The sequence below is a fragment of the Parabacteroides sp. KHUB-03 genome (assembly GCF_056640975.1).
In genome coordinates, this window is sequence record NZ_CM153257.1 from 2,984,919 (window position 1) to 3,005,002 (window position 20,084).

Here is a 20,084-nt window from a genome sequence, read left to right on the forward strand (position 1 = left end):
TATGAAAATAATAGATACCCACAATCATTTATATTTAGACGATTTTGATCCTGAGCAAGACACTTTAGTCAAAGCCGCACAGGATTCAGGTATTGACACACTTCTTTTACCGAATGTGGATTTAACAACGATAGACCGTATGCATGGTTTATGTGATAAATATCCGGATTTCGCATTCCCTATGATGGGATTACACCCGACAAGTGTAGATAAAAACTATATCGATGCACTTAAAAAGACAGAATCTTATTTAGGGAAAAGGTCATATTGTGCAATTGGAGAAATCGGGATTGATTTATATTGGGATAAAACATATCTGAATGAACAAAAAATAGTATTCGAAGAACAACTCAAATGGAGCTTGGATTTAAATCTTCCGGTAGCTATTCATACCCGTGAAGCTTTCCAGGAAGTTTTCGATTGTATCCATAAAGTAGGAGCAGATAAGTTGCGAGGTGTATTCCATAGTTTCACAGGAAACGATAAGGAACTTGAAGAAATAAAAAGATTACCCAACTTCATGATTGGCATCAATGGTGTTATCACATTTAAAAATGCCAAATTAGCCGATACGATAAAGCAAACAAGCATTCATCATATCGTTTTAGAAACAGATGCCCCCTATCTTGCCCCGGTACCTTACAGAGGCAAAAGAAACGAACCGGCCTACATCTGGAAGACCGCGGAAAAGGTGGCTGAAACATACAATATATCAATAAATGAAGTAGTTTTGACAACCCGCAAAAATGCGCTGGAATTATTTAAAAGCATAGATAAGCTAATATAGTTATATATTTTTGCAAGTAATCAAAATTTATTTCTCTGATATTGCGTAAATGTCAAGCAAAAACTATAGATTTGTGCACTGAAACGTTTGCATGTGGGAATTTTTTCGTATTTTGCGCTCGTTTTGAAAAGGGAGAAAACTCCGATTGGAGAGATGCTCGAGTGGTTGAAGAGGCACGCCTGGAAAGCGTGTAAACCCCTAAAGGGTTTCGCGGGTTCGAATCCCGCTCTCTCCGCAAATGATACCATGATTATTAATAATAAAAATAAAAACAAATAAGAGAATTATTAATCTTAAAAATTAAACACACAATGAAACAGTTATTTGCAAAAGCATTCTTGGGACTATGTGCCCTTGGAACTTCTACCGTAGCATTCGCGCAGGAAGCAGCAGGCGCTGCTCAACCAGCAGTTGAAGGTGGTTTGTATCAAGCATTAAAAGTTAAATTTATCGAAGGTGGTGCAGACTTCATGAGTACAGTTGCCATTGCTTTGATCTTAGGTTTGGCTTTCTGTTTGGAAAGAATCATTTATTTAAACTTAGCTGAAACAAACGCTACTAAATTATTGAAAGGTATTGAAGATGCTTTGGATAAAGGTGACGTAGAAGCTGCAAAAGCAATCGCTCGTGACACAAGAGGTCCTATCGCTTCTATCGCATACCAAGGTTTGATGAGAATTGACCAGGGTATCGATGTTGTAGAAAAATCTATCGTATCTTACGGTGGTGTTCAGGGTGGTCTTTTGGAAAAGAACATGTCTTGGATCACATTGTTTATCGCAATGGCTCCGTCATTAGGATTCTTGGGTACAGTTGTTGGTATGGTTATGGCGTTCGATAAAATCGAACAGGTTGGTGATATCAGCCCGACGGTTGTTGCTGGTGGTATGAAAGTGGCTTTGATCACAACTGTAGGTGGTTTGATCGTTGCTTTGATCCTTCAGATATTCTATAACTATTTATTGAGCAAATTGGAAGCTATCCTGAACCAGATGGAAGACGCTTCTATCACATTGCTTGACTTGGTTATTAAATACAACCTTAAATTCAAAAAATAATAAGCATTATGGCAGTAACTAAGATAAGAAAAATATCCAGTTGGACATTATTGGTATGCTCTGTCATCACAATTATTGTTCTGGGTATGTTTTTCGGAGGAGGCGTGGTTGATCCCACCGCTGACAATAAAGAATACGTATATACCGGATTACTTCTGGATTGGACATACGTTATATTTATAGTAACAATTATTTGTATGGCTTTTTTTGCTATTTGGCAATTTATATCCATATTAAAATCAAACCCCAAATCAGCATTAATGTCGCTTTTGGTCATTGCATTATTTGCCGTTCTATTTATCATTACATACTCAATGGGTGACGGAACACCTTTAACAGGTTTGAATGCAGACTCACAAAGCTACAATATTCCATTTTGGTTGAAAGTAACAGATATGTGGATTCAATCTGCAATTGCATTATTCATATTGATCATCGTTGCTGTACTTGGTGGTTCTGTAAAGAAAATATTAAATAGATAAGTAATAAAGATTTTGATAAAACATTAAGCATTATGGCAAAGAAAAAGAGAAAAGTTCCCGCAATGAACGCGACTTCTTCAGCCGATATTGCTTTCATGTTGCTTATCTTCTTCCTTATTACCACTTCTATGGATACAGATAAAGGTTTGGCAAGACGTTTGCCACCCCCTGTGCCTAAAGATCAAAAGAATGAAGATATTGATATCAAAAAGAGAAACTTGCTGCCAATCTTGATTAACAGTAGTAATCAGATTTTGTGCGGTGATCAGTTTATTGATATCAAGCAATTGAAAGAAAAGGTTAAAGAGTTCGTAGAAAATGCATACAATGACGAACACAAACCTGAAAAGGTAGAAGTTGATGTTCCTTTCTTCGGAAAACAAATGGTAACAAAAAACCATATCATTTCATTAATGAATGACCGTGGTACCGAGTATCAGGCATACATTAATGTTCAGAATGAGCTTGCAAAAGCTTATAATGAATTAAGAGATGACATTTCCAAGAAAAAATTCGGAAAAGCTTTTGCAGATTTGGATGAAGAACAACAAAAGGCTGTGCAGATGATATATCCTCAAAAGATATCTGAAGCAGAACCTAAAAATTATGGAGACAAAAAGTAATGGGAAAGTTTAGTAAAGCAGGCGGTCGTGAAATGCCTGAATTGAATACATCATCATTACCTGACTTAGTATTTGCCTTCTTGTTCTTTATCATGATGGTAACAACCATGCGTGAAGTAACTTTGAAAGTAGTATTCAAAGCTCCTCAGGCTACAGAACTCCAAAAGTTGGAAAAGAAATCATTGGTGACATTCATCTATGTTGGTCAACCAACTCCGGATTTAAGAGCAAAGATGGGTTCTGAAACTCGTATTCAGTTAAATGACGCATTTGCTGAAACATCAGAAATTCAGGATTATATCGCACAGGAAAAGTCAAGTATGAAAGAAGAAGATCAGCCGTTTATGACAGTATCCATCAAGGCAGACAAATCGACCAAGATGGGTGTTATAACTGATATTAAGCAGGCACTTCGTGAAGCATATGCACTGAAGATTAGTTATTCTGCTGCTCAGCGTGTAGATTAAAACTAATGCAACAATACAAAAAAGGCGAGGTTTGAAACCCCGCCTTTTTTATTGTCCGTAAACCTGCTTATGAATATTATTCTTTACCAATTCAAAAGATTTACCTAAATCTATATCACCATGGGTCATCAAACGCATTTCAATAAAAGACTCACCTTGACGATAAGGTGGTTGAAAATACACATGATTATCCAGTTTAAAGCCTAAACGCTCATAGAAGCCTATTCTGCGCCGGCTCATCTCCTCAGTTGGTAATTCCACTTCCAAAACAACTGGAGTCTTTATCTCGGAAAGAAACCGACCTAAAACCTTCCCTCCTATTCCTCCGTTACGGGCGGCTTCATCTATTGCAAAATGTTCTATATATGTAAAACCATCAAATGTCCACGCCGTAATAAATCCAACATAAACATCTTCCCGATAAACAGCAAATACATGAAAATTTGAATTATCCTTTACTAAATCACGAATTAGAGAAAAAGCACGTCTTTCACCTTCCGGAAAAGAATCATTATATGTTTTTTCCACTTGATTTAAAACCGGATTCTTAAAATCTTCGACAAACTCACAAACTATAACTTGATCAACATCCATAAAATTATATACTTAATTGGTTAATAAAGACCTCTTACAAAGTTAAATATTAAAATCAAAAACATAGGCAGTTTATTATTTATTACTTATATTTGTATCAAATTGTAAGGAACAGTTTAATACATATAAACACAACGAATTTATGGCACACCATCAACTGGATGAATTAGACGAGAAAATCCTAAAACTGATTATTGGAAATGCCCGCATGCCATTTCTTGAAGTGGCAAGGGAATGTAATGTGTCAGGAGCTGCAATTCACCAGCGGATTCAGAAACTGACAAATATCGGAGTTATCAAAGGTTCTGAGTTTATCGTAGATAACACGAAAGTTGGTTACGAAACATGTGCATACATGGGTCTTTTCCTCAAGTCTCCAGGCCAGTTTCCAACGGTAACGGAAGCTTTGAAAGAAATACCTGAAGTAGTAGAATGCCATTACACTACCGGTCAATATGATCTTTTCATAAAAATATACGCAAAGAACAACCAGCACCTGCTGAGTATTATCCATAATAAACTTCAACCTTTAGGATTGGCTCGTACAGAATCGCTTATCTCATTTAAGGAAGCTTTTAAAAGACAAATTCCAATTGATCTGAACGACGACGAATAAATACATCCGCATCCTGATTAATTTAAGTATGCAACCTAATCAAATCAGATACGCATCAAAAAAGAGAGCGCCCCAAATGTAATTGAGACGCTCTCTTTTTATATTTAATTCTCCTGCTTATCTTTTAAAAATCGGCAGTTTTAGGAGTACGCGGGAAAGGTATTACATCTCTGATGTTAGCCATTCCTGTCACAAACAAGAGTAAACGTTCAAATCCTAATCCGAAGCCGGAATGAGGGGCCGTACCAAAACGGCGGGTATCAAGATACCACCAGATATCCTTCACCGGAACGCCCATTTCTTCTGCACGCGTACGAAGCTTTTCAAAATCTTCTTCACGCTGTGAACCTCCAATAATTTCACCAATCTTAGGGAACAAAACATCCATCGCACGAACAGTCTTACCGTCTTCGTTCTGCTTCATATAGAATGCTTTTATTTCCTTCGGATAATCTGTCAGAATAACCGGGCGTTTGAAATGTTCTTCCACCAGATAACGTTCGTGTTCAGAAGCCAAATCAACTCCCCAGTATACAGGGAATTCAAATTTATGTCCTTTGGCTACAGCTTCTTCCAGTATCTTTACACCTTCTGTATATGGCAAACGGACAAAAGTTTCTTTTAATACACCTTCCAGACGTTCAATCAAGCCCTTATCAAACATATCATTCAGGAATTGAATATCGTCATGACAATTATCCAGAGCCCATTGAACACAGTATTTAATAAAGTCTTCAGCCAACTGCATATTTTCAGCAATTTCATTGAAAGCCACTTCGGGTTCAATCATCCAAAATTCAGCTAAATGACGGGGTGTGTTAGAGTTTTCTGCACGAAACGTAGGACCAAATGTATAAATCGCCCCCAATGCCATTGCAGCCAATTCGCCTTCGAGCTGTCCTGAAACTGTTAAACTAGCCTGTTTTCCGAAGAAATCATTATCATAAATAATAGAGCCATTCTCATCTTTTTTCAGATCGTACAGATTCATCGTTGTTACCTGAAACATCTGTCCTGCACCTTCGCAGTCCGAAGCTGTTATAATAGGCGTATGAAAATAGAAAAATCCTCTTTCATGAAAAAACTTATGAATAGCTATTGCCATATTATGACGAATACGGAAAACTGCTCCGAAAGTATTCGTGCGCGGACGTAAATGAGCTATTTCACGTAAGAATTCCAATGAATGTCCTTTCTTCTGTAAAGGATAAGTAGCAGGATCCGCCGAACCATATATCTGAATCTCCGTAGCCTGAATCTCAACATTCTGGCCTTTTCCCTGCGATTCAACCAAAATACCATTTACACTAATACATGCACCTGTAGTAACTGGTTTCAGATATTCTTCACCCAACTTTTCCACATCCACAACGATCTGAACATTATTTATTGTAGAGCCGTCATTCAAAGCAATAAAATTAACTTGCTTACTACCTCTGCGGGTACGTACCCAACCTTTTACGTTAACGGTCGAACCGAAAGCTACGCTTTTCAGTACATCTACAATTTTTGTTCTAGTAATTGTTTCCATGTTTATATTTTTATTCTTAAGTAATCAAAACAAGTTAGCCGGCTAGAAACCGGCTAACTTCTGTAACTTTATTCAAAAGCTCCCATCCGGAGAGCATTTACTTCTCTTTCGTTCAGATAGCGCCATTTCCCTCTTCCCAAATTCTTCTTAGTAAGACCGGCAAAATAAACACGGTCCAACTTTGTTACATGGTAGCCAAGAGATTCGAATATACGACGAACGATACGGTTACGTCCTGAATGAATTTCAATACCAACCTGGCTCTTATCATCTTCACTTGCATAACTGATAGCATCTGCATGAATTTCGCCATCTTCCAGTTCCAAGCCATTAGCAATCTTTTCCATATCTTCAATAGATACATTCTTATCCAGCCATACATGGTATATCTTCTTTTTCTTAAATGATGGATGAGTCAGTTTAGATGCAAGATCACCATCATTTGTCAACAACAATACACCCGTTGTATTACGGTCCAGACGGCCTACCGGATAAATACGTTCCTGGCAAGCATTCTTTACCAAATCCATAACAGTTAAACGTTCCTGAGGATCATCCGATGTTGTTACACAATTTTTCGGCTTATTCAGTACAATATATACTTTACTTTCTATCTGTACCGGTTGATCATGGAACATAACTTTATCCTGGCGGGTAATCTTTGTTCCCAATTCCGTAACCACCACATCATTAACTCTTACAACACCAGCCTGGATGTATTCATCAGCTTCACGGCGTGAGCAAACACCGGCATTGGACAAGAATTTATTCAAACGAATAGGTTCATTCGGGTCAGCTAATACTTCCTTGTATTTTAGCTGTTTCTGGAAGCTGTATTTAGCATTCGGATTATAATCATTTGAACGGTAGTTATTATTGGGACGTCTATTATTATAACCACCATTACGGCCACCTCCATAAGAATTATTATTCCCGTAAGAAGGTCTGCCTCCACGATTATCGCGATTATCATACGAATTTACACGAACATCACCAACGCGTGGTCTTCTCTTTTTCATTCCATCTCCTTCAGTATCCCCTAAAGGACCTGATGAATAGGCTCTCGACGGTCTGTTATCATCATAATTCGGACGCGAAGGGCGATTGTACTGACGCTGTTCGCCACCACCATAAGATGGTCTGTTATTTCCATAAGAAGGACGATTATATCCTCCTCCACGGGAATAATTACCTTCGCGGTTATACCCTCCATCACGATTGTCATACATGCGTGGACGACTCGGACGATCGCCATACGAATTTTGACGATCACCATACGAAGAGCGGTTATCTCCATAAGAAGGTCTGTTATAACCACCCCGGTCATCCCGAGTAGGACGATTATATGATCTTCGTTCATAGTTGTTACCTTCAGGTCTGTTATATCCCTGATTGTAAGGTCTTCTTTCACCTTCCTGGTCTGTGTTTTCCCGTCTGATACTTGGTATCACTTTTCTTGGACGCGGCTGAGATTCATCTCTTTCTTCTGTACTCATTGTTGTATATTAAATAATAATTAACTAATTGGTAGCCTCACGGCCACCTAAACATTTCACTAAATACCTGTATAATTATGCGGCGTTACCGCCTTTAATTCCCTTTTAATATTGTCGCTAACTTCCAATGTATCTATAAAATCAGAAATAGACTGTTCCGTAATAGCCTCGTTCGTACGAGTCAGAGCCTTCAACGCTTCATAAGGTTTCGGAAAACCTTCACGACGTAATATAGTCTGTATTCCTTCTGCAACAACAGCCCAACATTTATCCAAGTCCCTTGATAAAGCATTTTCATTTAATAACAATTTACCCAGACCTTTTGTTAAGCTTTTACATGCAATTTCGATATGTGCCATAGGTACTCCTATATTACGAAGCACAGTAGAATCCGTCAAATCGCGTTGTAAGCGGGATACCGGCAACTTTGTTGCCAGATGCTCCAAAATAGCATTAGCCATACCTAAATTGCCTTCAGCATTTTCAAAATCAATCGGATTCACTTTATGAGGCATAGCAGACGAACCAACCTCTCCGGCTTTTATCTTCTGCTTGAAATATTCCATTGAAATATATTGCCAGAAATCACGATTCAGATCGATCATTATTGTATTGATACGCTTCATTCCATCAAAAATAGCAGCCAGATTATCATAATTTGAAATCTGTGTTGTCCATTGTTCACGGCTTAAGCCCAATACTTCATTCACAAATCTATTACCGAAAGTTTTCCAATCATATTCAGGATAAGCGACTCTGTGAGCATTAAAATTGCCTGTTGCTCCTCCAAATTTCGCAGAAACCGGGATAGCTTTAAGCAAAGCCAATTGCTGTTCCAATCTATATACAAAGACCATAATCTCTTTTCCAAGACGTGTAGGAGAAGCAGGCTGGCCATGTGTCTTTGCCAACATAGGAATATTCATCCATTCTTCTGCATACTTTTTCAATGTATCTATTATTTCCTGTATGCCGGGATAATAAACCTCATTCATTGCATCTTTCAACGAAAGAGGGACAGACGTATTGTTTATATCTTGGGATGTCAGGCCGAAATGTATAAATTCATGATATTTTTCGGCAAGGAAATTATCTGTTTTTTCTTTAATAAAATATTCTACAGCCTTTACATCATGGTTTGTTACGCTTTCAATCTCCTTTACACGTAGTGCATCTTCTGCAGAAAAATTCATATAAATTTTTCTGAGTTCCGCTTTAATTTCCGAAGTATTCAATTCTTCTAATTGCGGAAGAAATTCAGAAAGAGTTATAAAATACTCTACCTCTACCCGCACTCTATATTTTATGAGTGCATATTCTGAAAAATAAGCTGCCAGATTCTCAGCTTTGCTTCTATAGCGCCCATCTACGGGCGAAATTGCTGTAAGTGTCGAAAATACCATATACATATATTAATATAGAGTTGCAAATGTAATGCATTTATCCTGAATAATAGAGAGAGAGAATGTTTTTTTTAATTTTTCCCATTAAAAATTTGGAGGTAATTAAAAAACACGTATCTTTGCACCGTCTTAAAGAGATAAGACATACCGAAAGAACGAAAAAATAGTGAAAGGGCGTTTAGCTCAGCTGGTTCAGAGCATCTGCCTTACAAGCAGAGGGTCGGCGGTTCGAATCCGTCAACGCCCACCACTTTCACGCAATATTTTCAATTCGGGCGTTTAGCTCAGCTGGTTCAGAGCATCTGCCTTACAAGCAGAGGGTCGGCGGTTCGAATCCGTCAACGCCCACCCAATAAAAAGGAGAGTTTTTCAACTCTCCTTTTTTTGTTTAAACCTAATTCTTCTATCTATATGCTACTACAAAACGACACCGATTACCAAGACGAAATATTCAAAAATATAATTGAAAGCAACCAAGATTTTTTCAAAATCCAATTTGATCATTGCCACTTTACAAATTGCGATTTTAGCTCGACCCAATTTCTTTCATGTTCTTTTGAAAACTGCTCTTTTGAGAACTGCAACCTCAGCAATATACGTATAAAAGACTGTATTTTCAGAGATACGACATTCACAAGCTGCAAACTTATCGGAATACTTTGGTATGAATGCCGGCAAAAGAGCTTTACCCTATCCATAAAATTCAAAGAAACTGTTATTGATTATTCCAGTTTTTACAAGCTGGATTTACAAAAATGTTCCTTCGAAGATGTTCATGCCACAGAAGTAGATTTTACCGAAGCCAATCTATGTAAATGTAAATTTAACAACACAAATCTATCAGGCACTACATTCATTCACTGTAATCTTAAGAAGGCAGATTTCAGCACTGCCGTTAATTACCAATTCAACCTTTCGGAGAACCAAGTAAAAGATGCAATATTCAGTCTGCCTGATGCAATACAATTACTTTATTCTTTTGGCATAAAAATACATTGATTCGATTTGGAGTCGAATCAATGCTTCTTTGACAAGGCTACTGCAATCAATCTATCCACAGAAAATTTGCCCGGCCCGGCCATATACATTATAACAAATACAACCAGATACACGAATGCCAGTTCTTTTACTGCGAACGGATCCGATCCATGCACTATAAAAAATGCCACACACATAGTAAAAATCATCGGAATCATTGCCAAACGGTACAATATACCGAATATAAATCCCAATGAACAAAACAATTCTCCGAAAATTGCCAATCCCAACGAAACAGAATGACCAACTCCCAAGGGATCAGGAAAAGTGGCAGCCATTTCTGAAAAATGATTCAATTTTTGCAAGCCATGCGACATAAGCAACACGCCAAATAATATTCTGAACGCCAATAATAACAATGATATAGCCGCACCATCCGGCTTAGTCGGGAATAAAAACCTATAAATTGCTGACATAATTTTTTTCGTTTTAATGTTTAATTAAAAAACAATGCAAAGAGATGAAAAGTTTTGTCTTTATAGCAGAAAAAGGTAGAAATATGCAAATATGCAAGAAGCCCAGTAATTCTTGACTCACAAGAATCACCAGGCTTTCTCTAATGTGACTCGGGTGGGACTCAAACCCACGACCTTCAGAACCGGAATCTGACGCTCTATTCAACTAAGCTACCAAGCCAAAGACTGCGCAAAAGTAAATATAATCTCTCAGTTAAGCAAACTGTACGGGCAAAGAGTTTCTATTATCTTCATATTATCTCTTTCACACACAATTCTGATATTTTGCACACACAAAAAGTAATTACACTACCATTTTGCAAATAAAATATCAATCCGTATTGATGTTTTGCAACTAATAATTATCTTTGTTGCGCACATTTAATAAACAAAAAGTACAGCAGAATATGAGTTATTTAATTAAACCGGCTGGATATAAAGCACTTTTGAATTTAGCTCAAACAGAGATGGGTATAAAAAAGATCAAAGACTTTTTCCAGCAAAATCTTTCTTCCGAACTACGTTTACGTCGTGTCACCGCACCTTTATTTGTCCTGAAAGGTATGGGTATTAATGATGACTTAAACGGGACAGAGCGAGCTGTTACGTTTCCAATCAAAGACTTAAACGATTCTAAAGCCGAAATTGTACACTCTCTGGCCAAATGGAAACGGCTCACTTTGGCCGATTATCAAATAGAAGAAGGTTACGGTATTTATACGGATATGAACGCTATCCGTTCCGATGAAGAACTCGGCAACTTACACTCTTTATACGTAGACCAGTGGGACTGGGAGCGCGTAATGAATAAAAATGAACGAAACATCGAATTCTTAAAAGAAACTGTGCGCCGCATCTATGCCGCTATGGTACGGACAGAATATCTGGTATACGAAATGTTTCCACAAATCAAACCGACACTTCCTCAATATATTCATTTTATACATTCCGAGGATTTATTACAAAAATATCCTACCTTTACAGCAAAAGAACGCGAAGATGCCATAGCAAAAGAATACGGCGCCGTATTCATTATTGGCATCGGTTGCCGTTTAAGTGATGGCAAGAAACATGACGGGCGTGCTCCCGACTATGACGACTGGTCTACAATAGCAGAGAACGGACAAACCGGATTAAACGGAGACTTATTGGTTTGGGACGATGTGTTAAACCGTTCCATGGAATTATCGTCAATGGGAATCCGCGTCAATAGAGAAGCATTATTGCGTCAGCTAGCCATTAACAATGCAGAAGAAAAAAAAGAACTATACTTCCATAAACGCCTTCTGAACGGAGAGCTTCCTCAAAGTATCGGCGGAGGCATCGGTCAAAGCCGTTTATGTATGTTCTATCTCCGTAAAGCGCATATCGGAGAAATCCAGGCTAGCATATGGCCTGAAGAAATGCGCAAAGAAGCTAATGATGCAGGAATGTACTTAATTTAGTTGACAGTTGACAGGTAAAATACATTTTCCACCTATCACCTGTCGATTGTCACCTGTCAACTTATAAAGCCATGGATGTAAAAATAGAACAAAGTTGGAAAGAGCGCTTAGCGCCCGAATTTGAAAAAGACTATTTCGAACAACTAATCAATTTCGTAAAGGCGGAATACAAACAAACAACTGTCTATCCTCCGGGACCATATATTTTTAACGCATTTGAGCATTGTCCGTTCGACAAAGTGAAAGTCGTAATTCTTGGTCAGGATCCTTACCATGAGCCCGGACAAGCACACGGATTATGCTTTTCTGTGCAGGACGGAACCCCATTTCCTCCATCACTCATTAACATATTCAAAGAGATACAAGACGACCTGGGTAAATCGATACCAACAAACGGTAATTTACTACGATGGGCAGATCAAGGCGTTCTTTTGCTAAACGCAACTTTAACGGTTCGTGCACACCAGGCAGGTTCCCATCAAAACAAAGGCTGGGAAGCATTTACAGATGCAGTCATACATAGCCTGGCCACCGAACGCAGCCATATTGTTTATATCCTTTGGGGTTCTTACGCCCAGCGTAAAGGGGCATTTATAGATTCGTCACGCAATCTTATCCTTAAATCCGCCCACCCGTCTCCACTATCTGCATTCCGTGGATTTTTTGGCAACAAACATTTCAGCAAAACAAATGATTATTTAATTGCAACCGGACAAGAACCGATAGACTGGTAAGAAGCAAAACGGAGATAAAACATTGAGGACTGAAAATTAAACCGGCTAACGGTATTTAATTTTCAGTCCTCAATGTTTTATTTAGTACCATTGTTGTCCGTCACGATAGTTGCTTCTCTTATCCAATTTCAAATCTTTCAGTAAAGAAGAACTTACAGCAATAGAGAACGAATAAGATTTATACGGGCCAACCGGTATAAAACTGGCTGTCATTTGCCAACAGTGCAAATCGCGCGTAATATTGCAAGTCATATATGATATCTTCTTTGTATCGAAGTCATAGGTTGCATTAAAATTAAAACGCCAATTCTTTGTTGGCTGAATATTTCCATTAAAACTAAGCGAATGAGTCAGTTTATAGTTATATTCCATCTTCTTAGGATTAAACGTCCCGTAATTTAGATTCAAACCATAGTTAAACGAAAGGCTCCAAGGTATTTTAGATACCAAATATCCGTCCGCATCCGTTTCTCCGGCTTCTTTCTTTTTTCCAAGTAAACGTCCGCCACTCTTTTGTCCGTCTTCCGATGTTCCATCTTCTTCAGGATTCAAGCCGTCCTCGGTTCCGGTACCGGATGAATTGTTCTGGCTATCCGATTTACTTTTTCCTCCCCCAAACAATTTGTTGAATGTTTCATTATTAAACGTATAAGAGAAACTCGTCCCCGTCGTACGTAAACGGCCTATTCCTTTACCCGAGCTCCAACGCATTTTATCTATCTTATAAGGCCTGCCGGTCGTTTCATCGTAACCATAAGTATATGTATCAAACACCATGTTCAGGTTCAATGTATAGCTTTTAGAGAATTTCAGACGCAATCCTACAGTCAGGTCACTCCATTTAAACGAGTCTGCCGCCATATTATAATTCATGCCTAAAGACAACTTGTCTATGAGACTTATCTTTCTAACTCCCGTCGAATCTTTATCCGTACGGATTTTCATTTCTATGTTATTATTGACAGAGAAACTAACAAGTCCCTGTTTCCCTCTGGATGGCACACCAAACATTTGTCCGTCAAAAGGAGAATAAGTTACCGTCTGATTCTGGCCATATTCATCCCTAAACGTATAGTCCTTGAAGAAACCAAAACGGGAAGAACCAAAATCCGGGGCAATACTTAAACTAACGGAAGGTTCAAAGCGATGACGGATCATCTGCACCTTATCTCCCAGAAAAGGTAATGGTTTATAAAAACCATATAAAGTAGTTGATGCAGAAACGGATGCGTCAAAATTATATACCCTGTAAAAACCATACGTCGTGTCACGGGCTACCATGCGCTTCTGTTGCAAATCATACTCCTGCTCCGTCTTGCTTGTGTACCAACGTTCCGTATAATTAAAAGAAGGAGAAATATTTAGATATTTAAGAACCGAGAATGTTGCACTGACAGGAATCTGATGTTGCATGGCATTCTTCCAGTCTTTAATTATATTCGACTTAAACAACAGGTTTTCTTTCGTATCGATACTGTTTCGTAAATAGCCGGTATAACTCATTGAAATCTTCTCATACCAACGTTCTGCACCTACAGCATGTTTACGTTTAAACGGAAAAATACGGCTCATTGTTACTGAAATATCAGGCAATGTTACAGAAATAGAAGAGTCACTCGAACGCTGGTTAATATTCATTGTTGCCGAAAGTGTAAACGGATTGTTCGGAAATCGCTGTGTAAAGTTGACACTGGAACCTTTCGTATTCTGGGTAGCATCCATATTAAACAAGCTATTCGTATTATTACGGTCATAGCTACTGGTTGAGAAGTTCACACTGGCAGAGAAATTCTGGTACGGATTAGCCTTCGGGTCTTGCGTATGCGTCCATCTTATTTTAAAGTCTTTTGCCAAACTATAATCAGGCAAACCTTTGTCACCCAAACGTGTTACCAGATAAGAAGCATCAAAATTACCGGAAAAACGATACCTTTTCCTGTAAGAAGAACGTGCAGCCAATCCCCATGAACCCTTTGTATAAATTTCGCCAGTCAATGCCAAATCGATATAATCGCTTAAGGCAAAGTAATATCCACCGTCCCGCAAGAAGAAACCACGCGCATTTTCATCTCCGAAAGTAGGCATGATAATACCGGAAGAATAGGTAGTCGAAAATGGGAAGAAACAAAACGGAAGTCCTAACGGATATAGCGGAACGTCTTCGAAAACAAGATAAACAGGTCCGGTTACAATATTCTTTTTCGGACGAACTTTAGCTTTTGTCATCTGGATATAAAAGTGCGGATGTTCATGCTCGTCGCAGGTAGTATATTTGCCACCCACCATATTAAGCACATCATTATCCATCTTTTTAGTACGGCCGGCCGTTACATAACCTTCGCCCTGTTGCGTAATTACATCCGTAATATACCCTTTTTTCGTACCGAAATTATAACGCATCGTCTTCGATTCGTACTCTTCTCCCCCATCTTTAAACAGTGGATAGCCAAACTCCTGGCCAATAGAGTCCAAGCCGAATTTGGCAAATACAAGACTACTATCCATATTCATCTCTATATTCTCGGCCGTAAGTTCTATTTGCTGATACTTTACATTTCCGTCTCCGAAAAGATAAGCCCAATTACCTGCCGTCATTACAATAGAGTCTGCAGCCGAATAAGTTACCACAGCATCCAGGCCTTGTTTTTTATGTGCAGTAGAATCTGCCAAGGCGGTACTATCTTGTTGCGCCGTCTCGGAAACAGCGCCCGGAATGCTATCCCCCGGAGCTACCGCTCTCTGAGAATACAAAGAAGTACCTCCTAAAAAAGAAAGTATAAAGATTATTAGTAGTCTGTATTTCATTAAAATAACAATTGATAGCAGAGCCAGTGTCGACATAACCGGTAACCTGTCCTACTCCTCAGTTACAGCGTGCAAATGTATAATAAATAAATGAGCCTTACTGTTTTTATTCCCCTAAAAAGAGTTTACACCACGAATCAAAGCGTCCCACAGTTTCGGCGCCGTATTTGGAAAGACCTTGTTTTACTTTATCTATTGACTTCTCTTTCTCCAACTTCGTTTTACTATAAAATTTATCTGCAAAACAAATTAACTGCTCTTCCATAGACACCGGTTGCATGTCTCTCTGCGGAAGGGGAAGATTACGTTCCTCTATCATTTTTAACGAAATCCCTGTTCCTGTATGCCTCTCGCAAACCAAGGCATGCCTGGGAAAACCTTCTTCGCGCATTAAATCGGAACCCAAATAGCCATGGCATATATATTCGGCCTCGCCATAACAAGCTATATCCGGAGCATTACATTTAAAAATACCAATATCGTGCAACATAGAAGCCTCATCGATAAAAGTCAAATCCAAATTCATCTCCGGATGCATTCGGGCAATAGATAAAGCCTTATCAGCCACACTTCTGCTATGCGTAACCAATATCCGGAAAGCTTCCGATTCTAAGGGATAATATTTTTTTATTATATCTAATGGATTCATGCCATACAAATTTCTTAATTGCAAATATACTATTTTTATTAAACAATAAGACGAAGTAGTTGTTTTGTCTTTGTAGCCTAAACATTTCAACGGGAGCCTATAACCGTTCGCCGCCCGCAGGACGATCGTTCACCGATCGTCGGACAGTCGTTCGCTGTACCAAGAACGATTGTCCGACGAACGGCGAACGGCTACATCTTTATATTGAAAAGGATAAACATTAAGCAAGAAAAGGATAAAACCACACGAGGAAAAACAGAAAAGATTCGCTATTTTTGCATCATATATAAAGAGGAAAAATTTATGAAAGCTGTTATTTGGCTTGCCTTTTGGGTGTTCTACCTGTGTTTGTCCCCCGAAATTCAAGCTGCCACTTTATCACAAGCCCCATTAAAATTAGGTGCCGAACGCATGGATGTCGTCACCCGGTTATTAAAAAACAAACGGGTTGGGCTTGTTGTCAACCAAACTTCTATTCTGGAGAGTGAACAAAAACATCTTTTGGACGCTTTGCTGGAAAACGGTATTGACGTAAAAAAAGTATTTGCCCCTGAACATGGTTTCAGAGGAACTGCCGATGCCGGCGCCGAAATCAGCGACAGTAAAGATATTAAAACCGGAGTCCCGATCATTTCCATTTACGGAAAAAACAAGAAGCCCACAGCCGAGCAGTTAAGCGACCTGGACGTTATTGTATTCGATATTCAAGATGTCGGAGCCCGTTTCTATACTTACATTAGCACAATGCATTATGTAATGGAAGCCTGTGCCGAAAATAACAAAGAATTCGTAGTATTGGATCGCCCCAATCCTAACGACTTTGTAGACGGGCCAATGCGTGAAAAGGGCTTCGAGTCTTTCGTTGGCGTAGATCCTATTCCATTATTGCACGGTTTAACAGTGGGAGAACTGGCCTGGATGATCAATGGTGAAGGTTGGTTGAACAGCACGCCAGATACTTGCCATCTTAAAATAATAAAAATGGAGAACTGGAAACATGGAGATCCTTATTGGTTACCGGTAAAACCATCTCCTAACCTGCCTAACGACCAGGCTATTCGTTTATATCCGTCTTTATGCTTTTTCGAAGCAACTAATATCAGCATAGGACGCGGCACCTATTATCCTTTTCAGGTAATAGGTTATCCGGATAAAAAATACGGAGACTTCAGCTTTACGCCCGTTCCTCTGGAAGGCTTTGATAAGAATCCATTACAGAAAAACAAAGAATGTTATGGAGTAGACCTTCGTGAATATCCATATCAGGGAGGATTATCATTAAGTTTCTTCCTCGACTTTTATAATAAAGCAGGAAAAGACCAGGCGTTTTTCTTTGCCCGGCCGCACTGGTTCGACCTATTGGCCGGAACAAAGAAACTTCGTTTCCAGATAGTACGTGGATTATCCGAGCAGGAAATACGCGATAGTTGGCAGCCGGAGCTTGAGAAATACAAACAAATACGTAAAAAGTATCTGCTATATCCGGATTATCCAACCGGGAAAAGAAAGAAATAGCTATTCATTGATATCTTTGCTTTTCTTTTTCATCACCAACAATTTACCATTGTCGGTTCCGTACAAGGCAATTTCTTTAATTGGCTTCTCTTCGCCTACAGCCTCAAAACGCACCACCTTGTTGAGCGCTTGCAACAATTCGGTTTCACCACTCATATCAGGGCACATCATACGTGTTGTTGCCACTTGAGGGAACTTAATGATATTTTTATACATATCATTATACTCTATCTGCCCCATAATACGGTTGCAGCCGGCGTTTCCGGACAAATGATTACGTGCCACATCAATCACCAGCATCTGGTTGGTTACTTCCGGATTCAGCTTTGTACCGTTTAATTCAACGACCTCCCATTCCCCGTCCAAGTCCGAGTATGATGCAACAGTTGCTTTTTTAGCTTTACATCCGGCCAATAAAGCTACACCTGCTACGAGCAAACCTAAATAGAATAAATGTTTCATTCAAATTAATTTTTAGCTAAAACCAACAATACATCCCCATTGGCATCAACCAGCAACATTTCTTCATCGTTCTGTCCGGCCTTAACCGCTTTAACATCATTCATAGCCTGGAATACAGCGTCTTCGGTTTCCATATTCGGACAAGCCATCATTGTAGCTGCCGCCGGTTTAATAGTTATAGATGAAACATCGTTAGGATCTAACTCAATGGTCGTATTAAAAATATTGCAACCGCCATTACCATGCAATTTGTTTTCCGCCATATTAAAATCCATCTGAGGCAAACCTTCTTCCAGAATCTTTTTACCTTTTACTTCTACTACTTTCCATTTACCTTCCAGTTTCTTCGCATCTGTTTTAGCTTCCGAACAAGAAACAGCTATTCCTACAAACATAGGAATCAGCAATGCATACATAATAATTCTCTTCATAACTTATATCATTTATAAAATATACTTCGTAAAGATATGACGGTATTAAAAGGTAAAATGTTCCGAGCCAGCCCTTGATTTAACCAACCTTAACATCGTGGCGAATCAAGTTTCGTCGCTTCCATTTTTGCGTACGCCATCTTAAAGCCAGAACTATACCCCGTGAACTTTCGTCCATTGCAAAAGCCACCCACATGCCGGCCAAACCCAATCCGAACACAATACCAAACATATAGCCGCAGAAGACTGCAAAGAACCACATGCAAACCAATTCTATCAACACCGGCACTATGACGTCTCCCACCGAGCGCAGGTTGAAAAGGAACATCAACACCGTAGCACGTCCTTGCTCCAGGAAAATATCAACCAGCAATACTCCCATTGCTACATTTATAATCGTTTCGTTCTCTGTAAATATTCCCAACAATGGGCGGCCAAGCAGATAAACACTCGAACTTGCAACAAAAGTTATAAACAAAGAACGTTTCCACGCATACCAGCTCAGCGTATAAGCAGCACGCTTCTTTCCGGCCCCCACCAGATTTCCGGTACAAACAGCCGTTGCCTGAGCTATGGAAAGGGAGAAAAGATAACCCACTATAACAATATTCATCACATATACCCTGGTCGCCAATATCTCGTTACCCAGCATATTAATAAAGTAAACAATAGCCACCTGTGACGCATCGTACGAGATTTGTTCGACAGCAGAAGGGGCTCCTATCTTGAGAACGTCTTTCAGCATCCTGAAAGGAAAGGGACGGAAATAGGCCAAAGGCATCCGGTGAATCAATCGCTTAAACAGCACGATAAAAAGGAAAACCATAGCTATACCGCGACAAACAGAAGTAGAAATAGCCGCTCCTTCGACACCCAAAGCCGGGAAACCGAAATGACCGAATATCAATGTATAGTTTCCTAAAATATTCAGTATATTAATTACTAATGCAACCTGCATAGAATAGTTTGGTTTATTGGCTGCACGCAATACTGTAGATACGGTAAACGTAATTGCCTGAAAGAAGCCAAAACCACCTACGATCTTCATATATATGGAAGCATCAGACATCAGGTCCGGACGAATATCCATCATTACAAGCATCCGCCCGCCAAAGCAAGTAAGTATCAAGCTAATGATTAAGCCAACCGCCGCATTGAACAACAAAGATGTTCCTACTACCTGAATAAAGCTTTTGTTATTCTTCGCCCCGAAATAGAGGGCACACATAACTGCTGTTCCTGTAGTAGTAATATTAAAGAGTAAAAAAACCATATTGAGCAATTGGTTTACCACGCCAACTGCAGCCACCGAATTATCAGAATACTGACTGAGCATTAAGGTATCAACCACACCTAAAGTCAGTATCAGCAAAGTCTCTAAAAAGATAGGGCCGGTCAGCTTAAACAACTTGCCTTTCAATCCTTCCGGGCGGCGGAATAGTCTGTGTATATTCATAAAACAATCTTCTTACCGGGGCGCAAAGGTACAAAAC

The 20,084-nt window shown here is 39.2% G+C and carries 20 protein-coding genes and 4 tRNA genes; 13 read left to right on the forward strand and 11 right to left on the reverse strand.

Annotated features, from left to right (window positions below; all coding sequences use genetic code 11):
- The first annotated feature begins 1 nt into the window (after nucleotide 1).
- The 6 genes from ACYIB7_RS12855 to ACYIB7_RS12880 all read left to right on the forward strand — a co-directional run bounded on the left by ACYIB7_RS12855 (nucleotide 2) and on the right by ACYIB7_RS12880 (nucleotide 3,417).
- Nucleotides 2–787, forward strand: coding sequence for a TatD family hydrolase (locus ACYIB7_RS12855; protein ID WP_480337340.1), 786 nt, complete (start codon nucleotides 2–4; stop codon nucleotides 785–787).
- Nucleotides 788–934: 147 nt separating this feature from the next.
- A tRNA-Ser gene (locus ACYIB7_RS12860) sits at nucleotides 935–1,022 on the forward strand.
- 76 nt (nucleotides 1,023–1,098) lie between these two features.
- Nucleotides 1,099–1,845: a MotA/TolQ/ExbB proton channel family protein gene (locus ACYIB7_RS12865; RefSeq protein ID WP_099464300.1), complete on the forward strand. Its 747-nt coding sequence runs from the start codon at nucleotides 1,099–1,101 to the stop codon at nucleotides 1,843–1,845.
- Between the two features lie 8 nt (nucleotides 1,846–1,853).
- Nucleotides 1,854–2,327: a hypothetical protein gene (locus tag ACYIB7_RS12870; protein WP_103982561.1), complete on the forward strand. Its 474-nt coding sequence runs from the start codon at nucleotides 1,854–1,856 to the stop codon at nucleotides 2,325–2,327.
- Nucleotides 2,328–2,359: 32 nt separating this feature from the next.
- The gene (locus ACYIB7_RS12875) at nucleotides 2,360–2,950 is read left to right on the forward strand and encodes a biopolymer transporter ExbD (protein WP_099464302.1); all 591 of its coding nucleotides are present in this window, start codon (nucleotides 2,360–2,362) and stop codon (nucleotides 2,948–2,950) included.
- Nucleotides 2,950–3,417, forward strand: coding sequence for an ExbD/TolR family protein (locus ACYIB7_RS12880; RefSeq protein ID WP_099464303.1), 468 nt, complete (start codon nucleotides 2,950–2,952; stop codon nucleotides 3,415–3,417). Before ACYIB7_RS12875 ends, ACYIB7_RS12880 begins: the two co-directional genes overlap by 1 nt.
- 48 nt (nucleotides 3,418–3,465) lie before the next feature.
- Here ACYIB7_RS12880 and ACYIB7_RS12885 read toward each other — a convergent pair whose 3' ends face one another.
- Nucleotides 3,466–4,011 carry a GNAT family N-acetyltransferase gene (locus ACYIB7_RS12885; protein ID WP_099464304.1) on the reverse strand — a complete coding sequence of 182 codons (546 nt, stop codon included), beginning with the start codon at nucleotides 4,009–4,011 and terminating at the stop codon, nucleotides 3,466–3,468.
- 142 nt (nucleotides 4,012–4,153) lie between these two features.
- Here ACYIB7_RS12885 and ACYIB7_RS12890 point away from each other — a divergent pair, with 142 nt between their 5' ends.
- Nucleotides 4,154–4,627, forward strand: coding sequence for an Lrp/AsnC family transcriptional regulator (locus ACYIB7_RS12890; protein WP_099464305.1), 474 nt, complete (start codon nucleotides 4,154–4,156; stop codon nucleotides 4,625–4,627).
- 124 nt (nucleotides 4,628–4,751) lie between these two features.
- Here the strand turns inward: ACYIB7_RS12890 and asnS are convergent, their stop codons facing one another.
- The 3 genes from asnS to purB form a co-directional block, all read right to left on the reverse strand.
- Complete coding sequence (gene asnS / locus ACYIB7_RS12895; protein ID WP_103982560.1) at nucleotides 4,752–6,158, reverse strand: asparagine--tRNA ligase; 1,407 nt, start codon at nucleotides 6,156–6,158, stop codon at nucleotides 4,752–4,754.
- Nucleotides 6,159–6,226: 68 nt separating this feature from the next.
- Nucleotides 6,227–7,654: a pseudouridine synthase gene (locus ACYIB7_RS12900; RefSeq protein WP_480337342.1), complete on the reverse strand. Its 1,428-nt coding sequence runs from the start codon at nucleotides 7,652–7,654 to the stop codon at nucleotides 6,227–6,229.
- Nucleotides 7,655–7,713: 59 nt separating this feature from the next.
- A complete protein-coding gene (purB, locus tag ACYIB7_RS12905; RefSeq protein WP_103982649.1) occupies nucleotides 7,714–9,057 on the reverse strand; it encodes an adenylosuccinate lyase in 1,344 nt (447 codons plus the stop codon).
- 172 nt (nucleotides 9,058–9,229) lie between these two features.
- Between purB and ACYIB7_RS12910 the strand changes: the two genes are divergently transcribed.
- The 3 genes from ACYIB7_RS12910 to ACYIB7_RS12920 all read left to right on the forward strand — a co-directional run bounded on the left by ACYIB7_RS12910 (nucleotide 9,230) and on the right by ACYIB7_RS12920 (nucleotide 10,056).
- Nucleotides 9,230–9,307 (forward strand) — tRNA-Val (locus ACYIB7_RS12910).
- 23 nt (nucleotides 9,308–9,330) lie between these two features.
- A tRNA-Val gene (locus tag ACYIB7_RS12915) sits at nucleotides 9,331–9,405 on the forward strand.
- Nucleotides 9,406–9,468: 63 nt separating this feature from the next.
- A complete protein-coding gene (locus ACYIB7_RS12920; RefSeq protein WP_103982558.1) occupies nucleotides 9,469–10,056 on the forward strand; it encodes a pentapeptide repeat-containing protein in 588 nt (195 codons plus the stop codon).
- A 17-nt stretch (nucleotides 10,057–10,073) separates the two neighbouring features.
- Here the strand turns inward: ACYIB7_RS12920 and ACYIB7_RS12925 are convergent, their stop codons facing one another.
- On the reverse strand, nucleotides 10,074–10,511 hold the full coding sequence (locus ACYIB7_RS12925) for a DoxX family protein (protein WP_103982557.1): 438 nt from the start codon (nucleotides 10,509–10,511) through the stop codon (nucleotides 10,074–10,076).
- Between the two features lie 146 nt (nucleotides 10,512–10,657).
- Nucleotides 10,658–10,731, reverse strand: a tRNA-Arg gene (locus ACYIB7_RS12930).
- 226 nt (nucleotides 10,732–10,957) lie between these two features.
- Between ACYIB7_RS12930 and asnA the strand changes: the two genes are divergently transcribed.
- The gene (gene asnA, locus ACYIB7_RS12935) at nucleotides 10,958–11,995 is read left to right on the forward strand and encodes an aspartate--ammonia ligase (RefSeq protein WP_480337343.1); all 1,038 of its coding nucleotides are present in this window, start codon (nucleotides 10,958–10,960) and stop codon (nucleotides 11,993–11,995) included.
- Between the two features lie 71 nt (nucleotides 11,996–12,066).
- Entirely contained in the window at nucleotides 12,067–12,729 is a 663-nt protein-coding gene (locus tag ACYIB7_RS12940) for a uracil-DNA glycosylase (protein WP_103982555.1), read from the forward strand.
- 81 nt (nucleotides 12,730–12,810) lie between these two features.
- Here the strand turns inward: ACYIB7_RS12940 and ACYIB7_RS12945 are convergent, their stop codons facing one another.
- Both ACYIB7_RS12945 and ACYIB7_RS12950 read right to left on the reverse strand, forming a co-directional pair.
- The gene (locus tag ACYIB7_RS12945; RefSeq protein WP_480337344.1) at nucleotides 12,811–15,534 is read right to left on the reverse strand and encodes a putative LPS assembly protein LptD; all 2,724 of its coding nucleotides are present in this window, start codon (nucleotides 15,532–15,534) and stop codon (nucleotides 12,811–12,813) included.
- Between the two features lie 106 nt (nucleotides 15,535–15,640).
- The gene (locus ACYIB7_RS12950) at nucleotides 15,641–16,183 is read right to left on the reverse strand and encodes an HD domain-containing protein (protein ID WP_103982554.1); all 543 of its coding nucleotides are present in this window, start codon (nucleotides 16,181–16,183) and stop codon (nucleotides 15,641–15,643) included.
- A 303-nt stretch (nucleotides 16,184–16,486) separates the two neighbouring features.
- Between ACYIB7_RS12950 and ACYIB7_RS12955 the strand changes: the two genes are divergently transcribed.
- The gene (locus tag ACYIB7_RS12955; RefSeq protein ID WP_480337346.1) at nucleotides 16,487–17,698 is read left to right on the forward strand and encodes an exo-beta-N-acetylmuramidase NamZ family protein; all 1,212 of its coding nucleotides are present in this window, start codon (nucleotides 16,487–16,489) and stop codon (nucleotides 17,696–17,698) included.
- Here the strand turns inward: ACYIB7_RS12955 and ACYIB7_RS12960 are convergent, their stop codons facing one another.
- The 3 genes from ACYIB7_RS12960 to ACYIB7_RS12970 form a co-directional block, all read right to left on the reverse strand.
- The gene (locus ACYIB7_RS12960; RefSeq protein ID WP_103982552.1) at nucleotides 17,699–18,160 is read right to left on the reverse strand and encodes an META domain-containing protein; all 462 of its coding nucleotides are present in this window, start codon (nucleotides 18,158–18,160) and stop codon (nucleotides 17,699–17,701) included.
- A gap of 5 nt (nucleotides 18,161–18,165) precedes the next feature.
- Nucleotides 18,166–18,591 (reverse strand): META domain-containing protein, encoded by a 426-nt coding sequence (locus tag ACYIB7_RS12965; RefSeq protein ID WP_103982551.1) that lies wholly within the window; start codon nucleotides 18,589–18,591, stop codon nucleotides 18,166–18,168.
- 79 nt (nucleotides 18,592–18,670) lie between these two features.
- Nucleotides 18,671–20,047 carry an MATE family efflux transporter gene (locus ACYIB7_RS12970; RefSeq protein WP_480337348.1) on the reverse strand — a complete coding sequence of 459 codons (1,377 nt, stop codon included), beginning with the start codon at nucleotides 20,045–20,047 and terminating at the stop codon, nucleotides 18,671–18,673.
- Nucleotides 20,048–20,084 lie beyond the last annotated feature (37 nt).

Excerpts from the sequence above, each read along its gene's own strand:
- ACYIB7_RS12855 (WP_480337340.1), top strand. The coding sequence starts at position 2 with ATGAAAATAATAGATACCCACAATCATTTATATTTAGACGATTTTGAT.
- ACYIB7_RS12865 (WP_099464300.1), top strand. The coding sequence starts at position 1,099 with ATGAAACAGTTATTTGCAAAAGCATTCTTGGGACTATGTGCCCTTGGA.
- ACYIB7_RS12870 (WP_103982561.1), top strand. The coding sequence starts at position 1,854 with ATGGCAGTAACTAAGATAAGAAAAATATCCAGTTGGACATTATTGGTA.
- ACYIB7_RS12875 (WP_099464302.1), top strand. The coding sequence starts at position 2,360 with ATGGCAAAGAAAAAGAGAAAAGTTCCCGCAATGAACGCGACTTCTTCA.
- ACYIB7_RS12880 (WP_099464303.1), top strand. The coding sequence starts at position 2,950 with ATGGGAAAGTTTAGTAAAGCAGGCGGTCGTGAAATGCCTGAATTGAAT.
- ACYIB7_RS12885 (WP_099464304.1), bottom strand. The coding sequence starts at position 4,011 with ATGGATGTTGATCAAGTTATAGTTTGTGAGTTTGTCGAAGATTTTAAG.
- ACYIB7_RS12890 (WP_099464305.1), top strand. The coding sequence starts at position 4,154 with ATGGCACACCATCAACTGGATGAATTAGACGAGAAAATCCTAAAACTG.
- asnS (WP_103982560.1), bottom strand. The coding sequence starts at position 6,158 with ATGGAAACAATTACTAGAACAAAAATTGTAGATGTACTGAAAAGCGTA.
- ACYIB7_RS12900 (WP_480337342.1), bottom strand. The coding sequence starts at position 7,654 with ATGAGTACAGAAGAAAGAGATGAATCTCAGCCGCGTCCAAGAAAAGTG.
- purB (WP_103982649.1), bottom strand. The coding sequence starts at position 9,057 with ATGGTATTTTCGACACTTACAGCAATTTCGCCCGTAGATGGGCGCTAT.
- ACYIB7_RS12920 (WP_103982558.1), top strand. The coding sequence starts at position 9,469 with ATGCTACTACAAAACGACACCGATTACCAAGACGAAATATTCAAAAAT.
- ACYIB7_RS12925 (WP_103982557.1), bottom strand. The coding sequence starts at position 10,511 with ATGTCAGCAATTTATAGGTTTTTATTCCCGACTAAGCCGGATGGTGCG.
- asnA (WP_480337343.1), top strand. The coding sequence starts at position 10,958 with ATGAGTTATTTAATTAAACCGGCTGGATATAAAGCACTTTTGAATTTA.
- ACYIB7_RS12940 (WP_103982555.1), top strand. The coding sequence starts at position 12,067 with ATGGATGTAAAAATAGAACAAAGTTGGAAAGAGCGCTTAGCGCCCGAA.
- ACYIB7_RS12945 (WP_480337344.1), bottom strand. The coding sequence starts at position 15,534 with ATGAAATACAGACTACTAATAATCTTTATACTTTCTTTTTTAGGAGGT.
- ACYIB7_RS12950 (WP_103982554.1), bottom strand. The coding sequence starts at position 16,183 with ATGAATCCATTAGATATAATAAAAAAATATTATCCCTTAGAATCGGAA.
- ACYIB7_RS12955 (WP_480337346.1), top strand. The coding sequence starts at position 16,487 with ATGAAAGCTGTTATTTGGCTTGCCTTTTGGGTGTTCTACCTGTGTTTG.
- ACYIB7_RS12960 (WP_103982552.1), bottom strand. The coding sequence starts at position 18,160 with ATGAAACATTTATTCTATTTAGGTTTGCTCGTAGCAGGTGTAGCTTTA.
- ACYIB7_RS12965 (WP_103982551.1), bottom strand. The coding sequence starts at position 18,591 with ATGAAGAGAATTATTATGTATGCATTGCTGATTCCTATGTTTGTAGGA.
- ACYIB7_RS12970 (WP_480337348.1), bottom strand. The coding sequence starts at position 20,047 with ATGAATATACACAGACTATTCCGCCGCCCGGAAGGATTGAAAGGCAAG.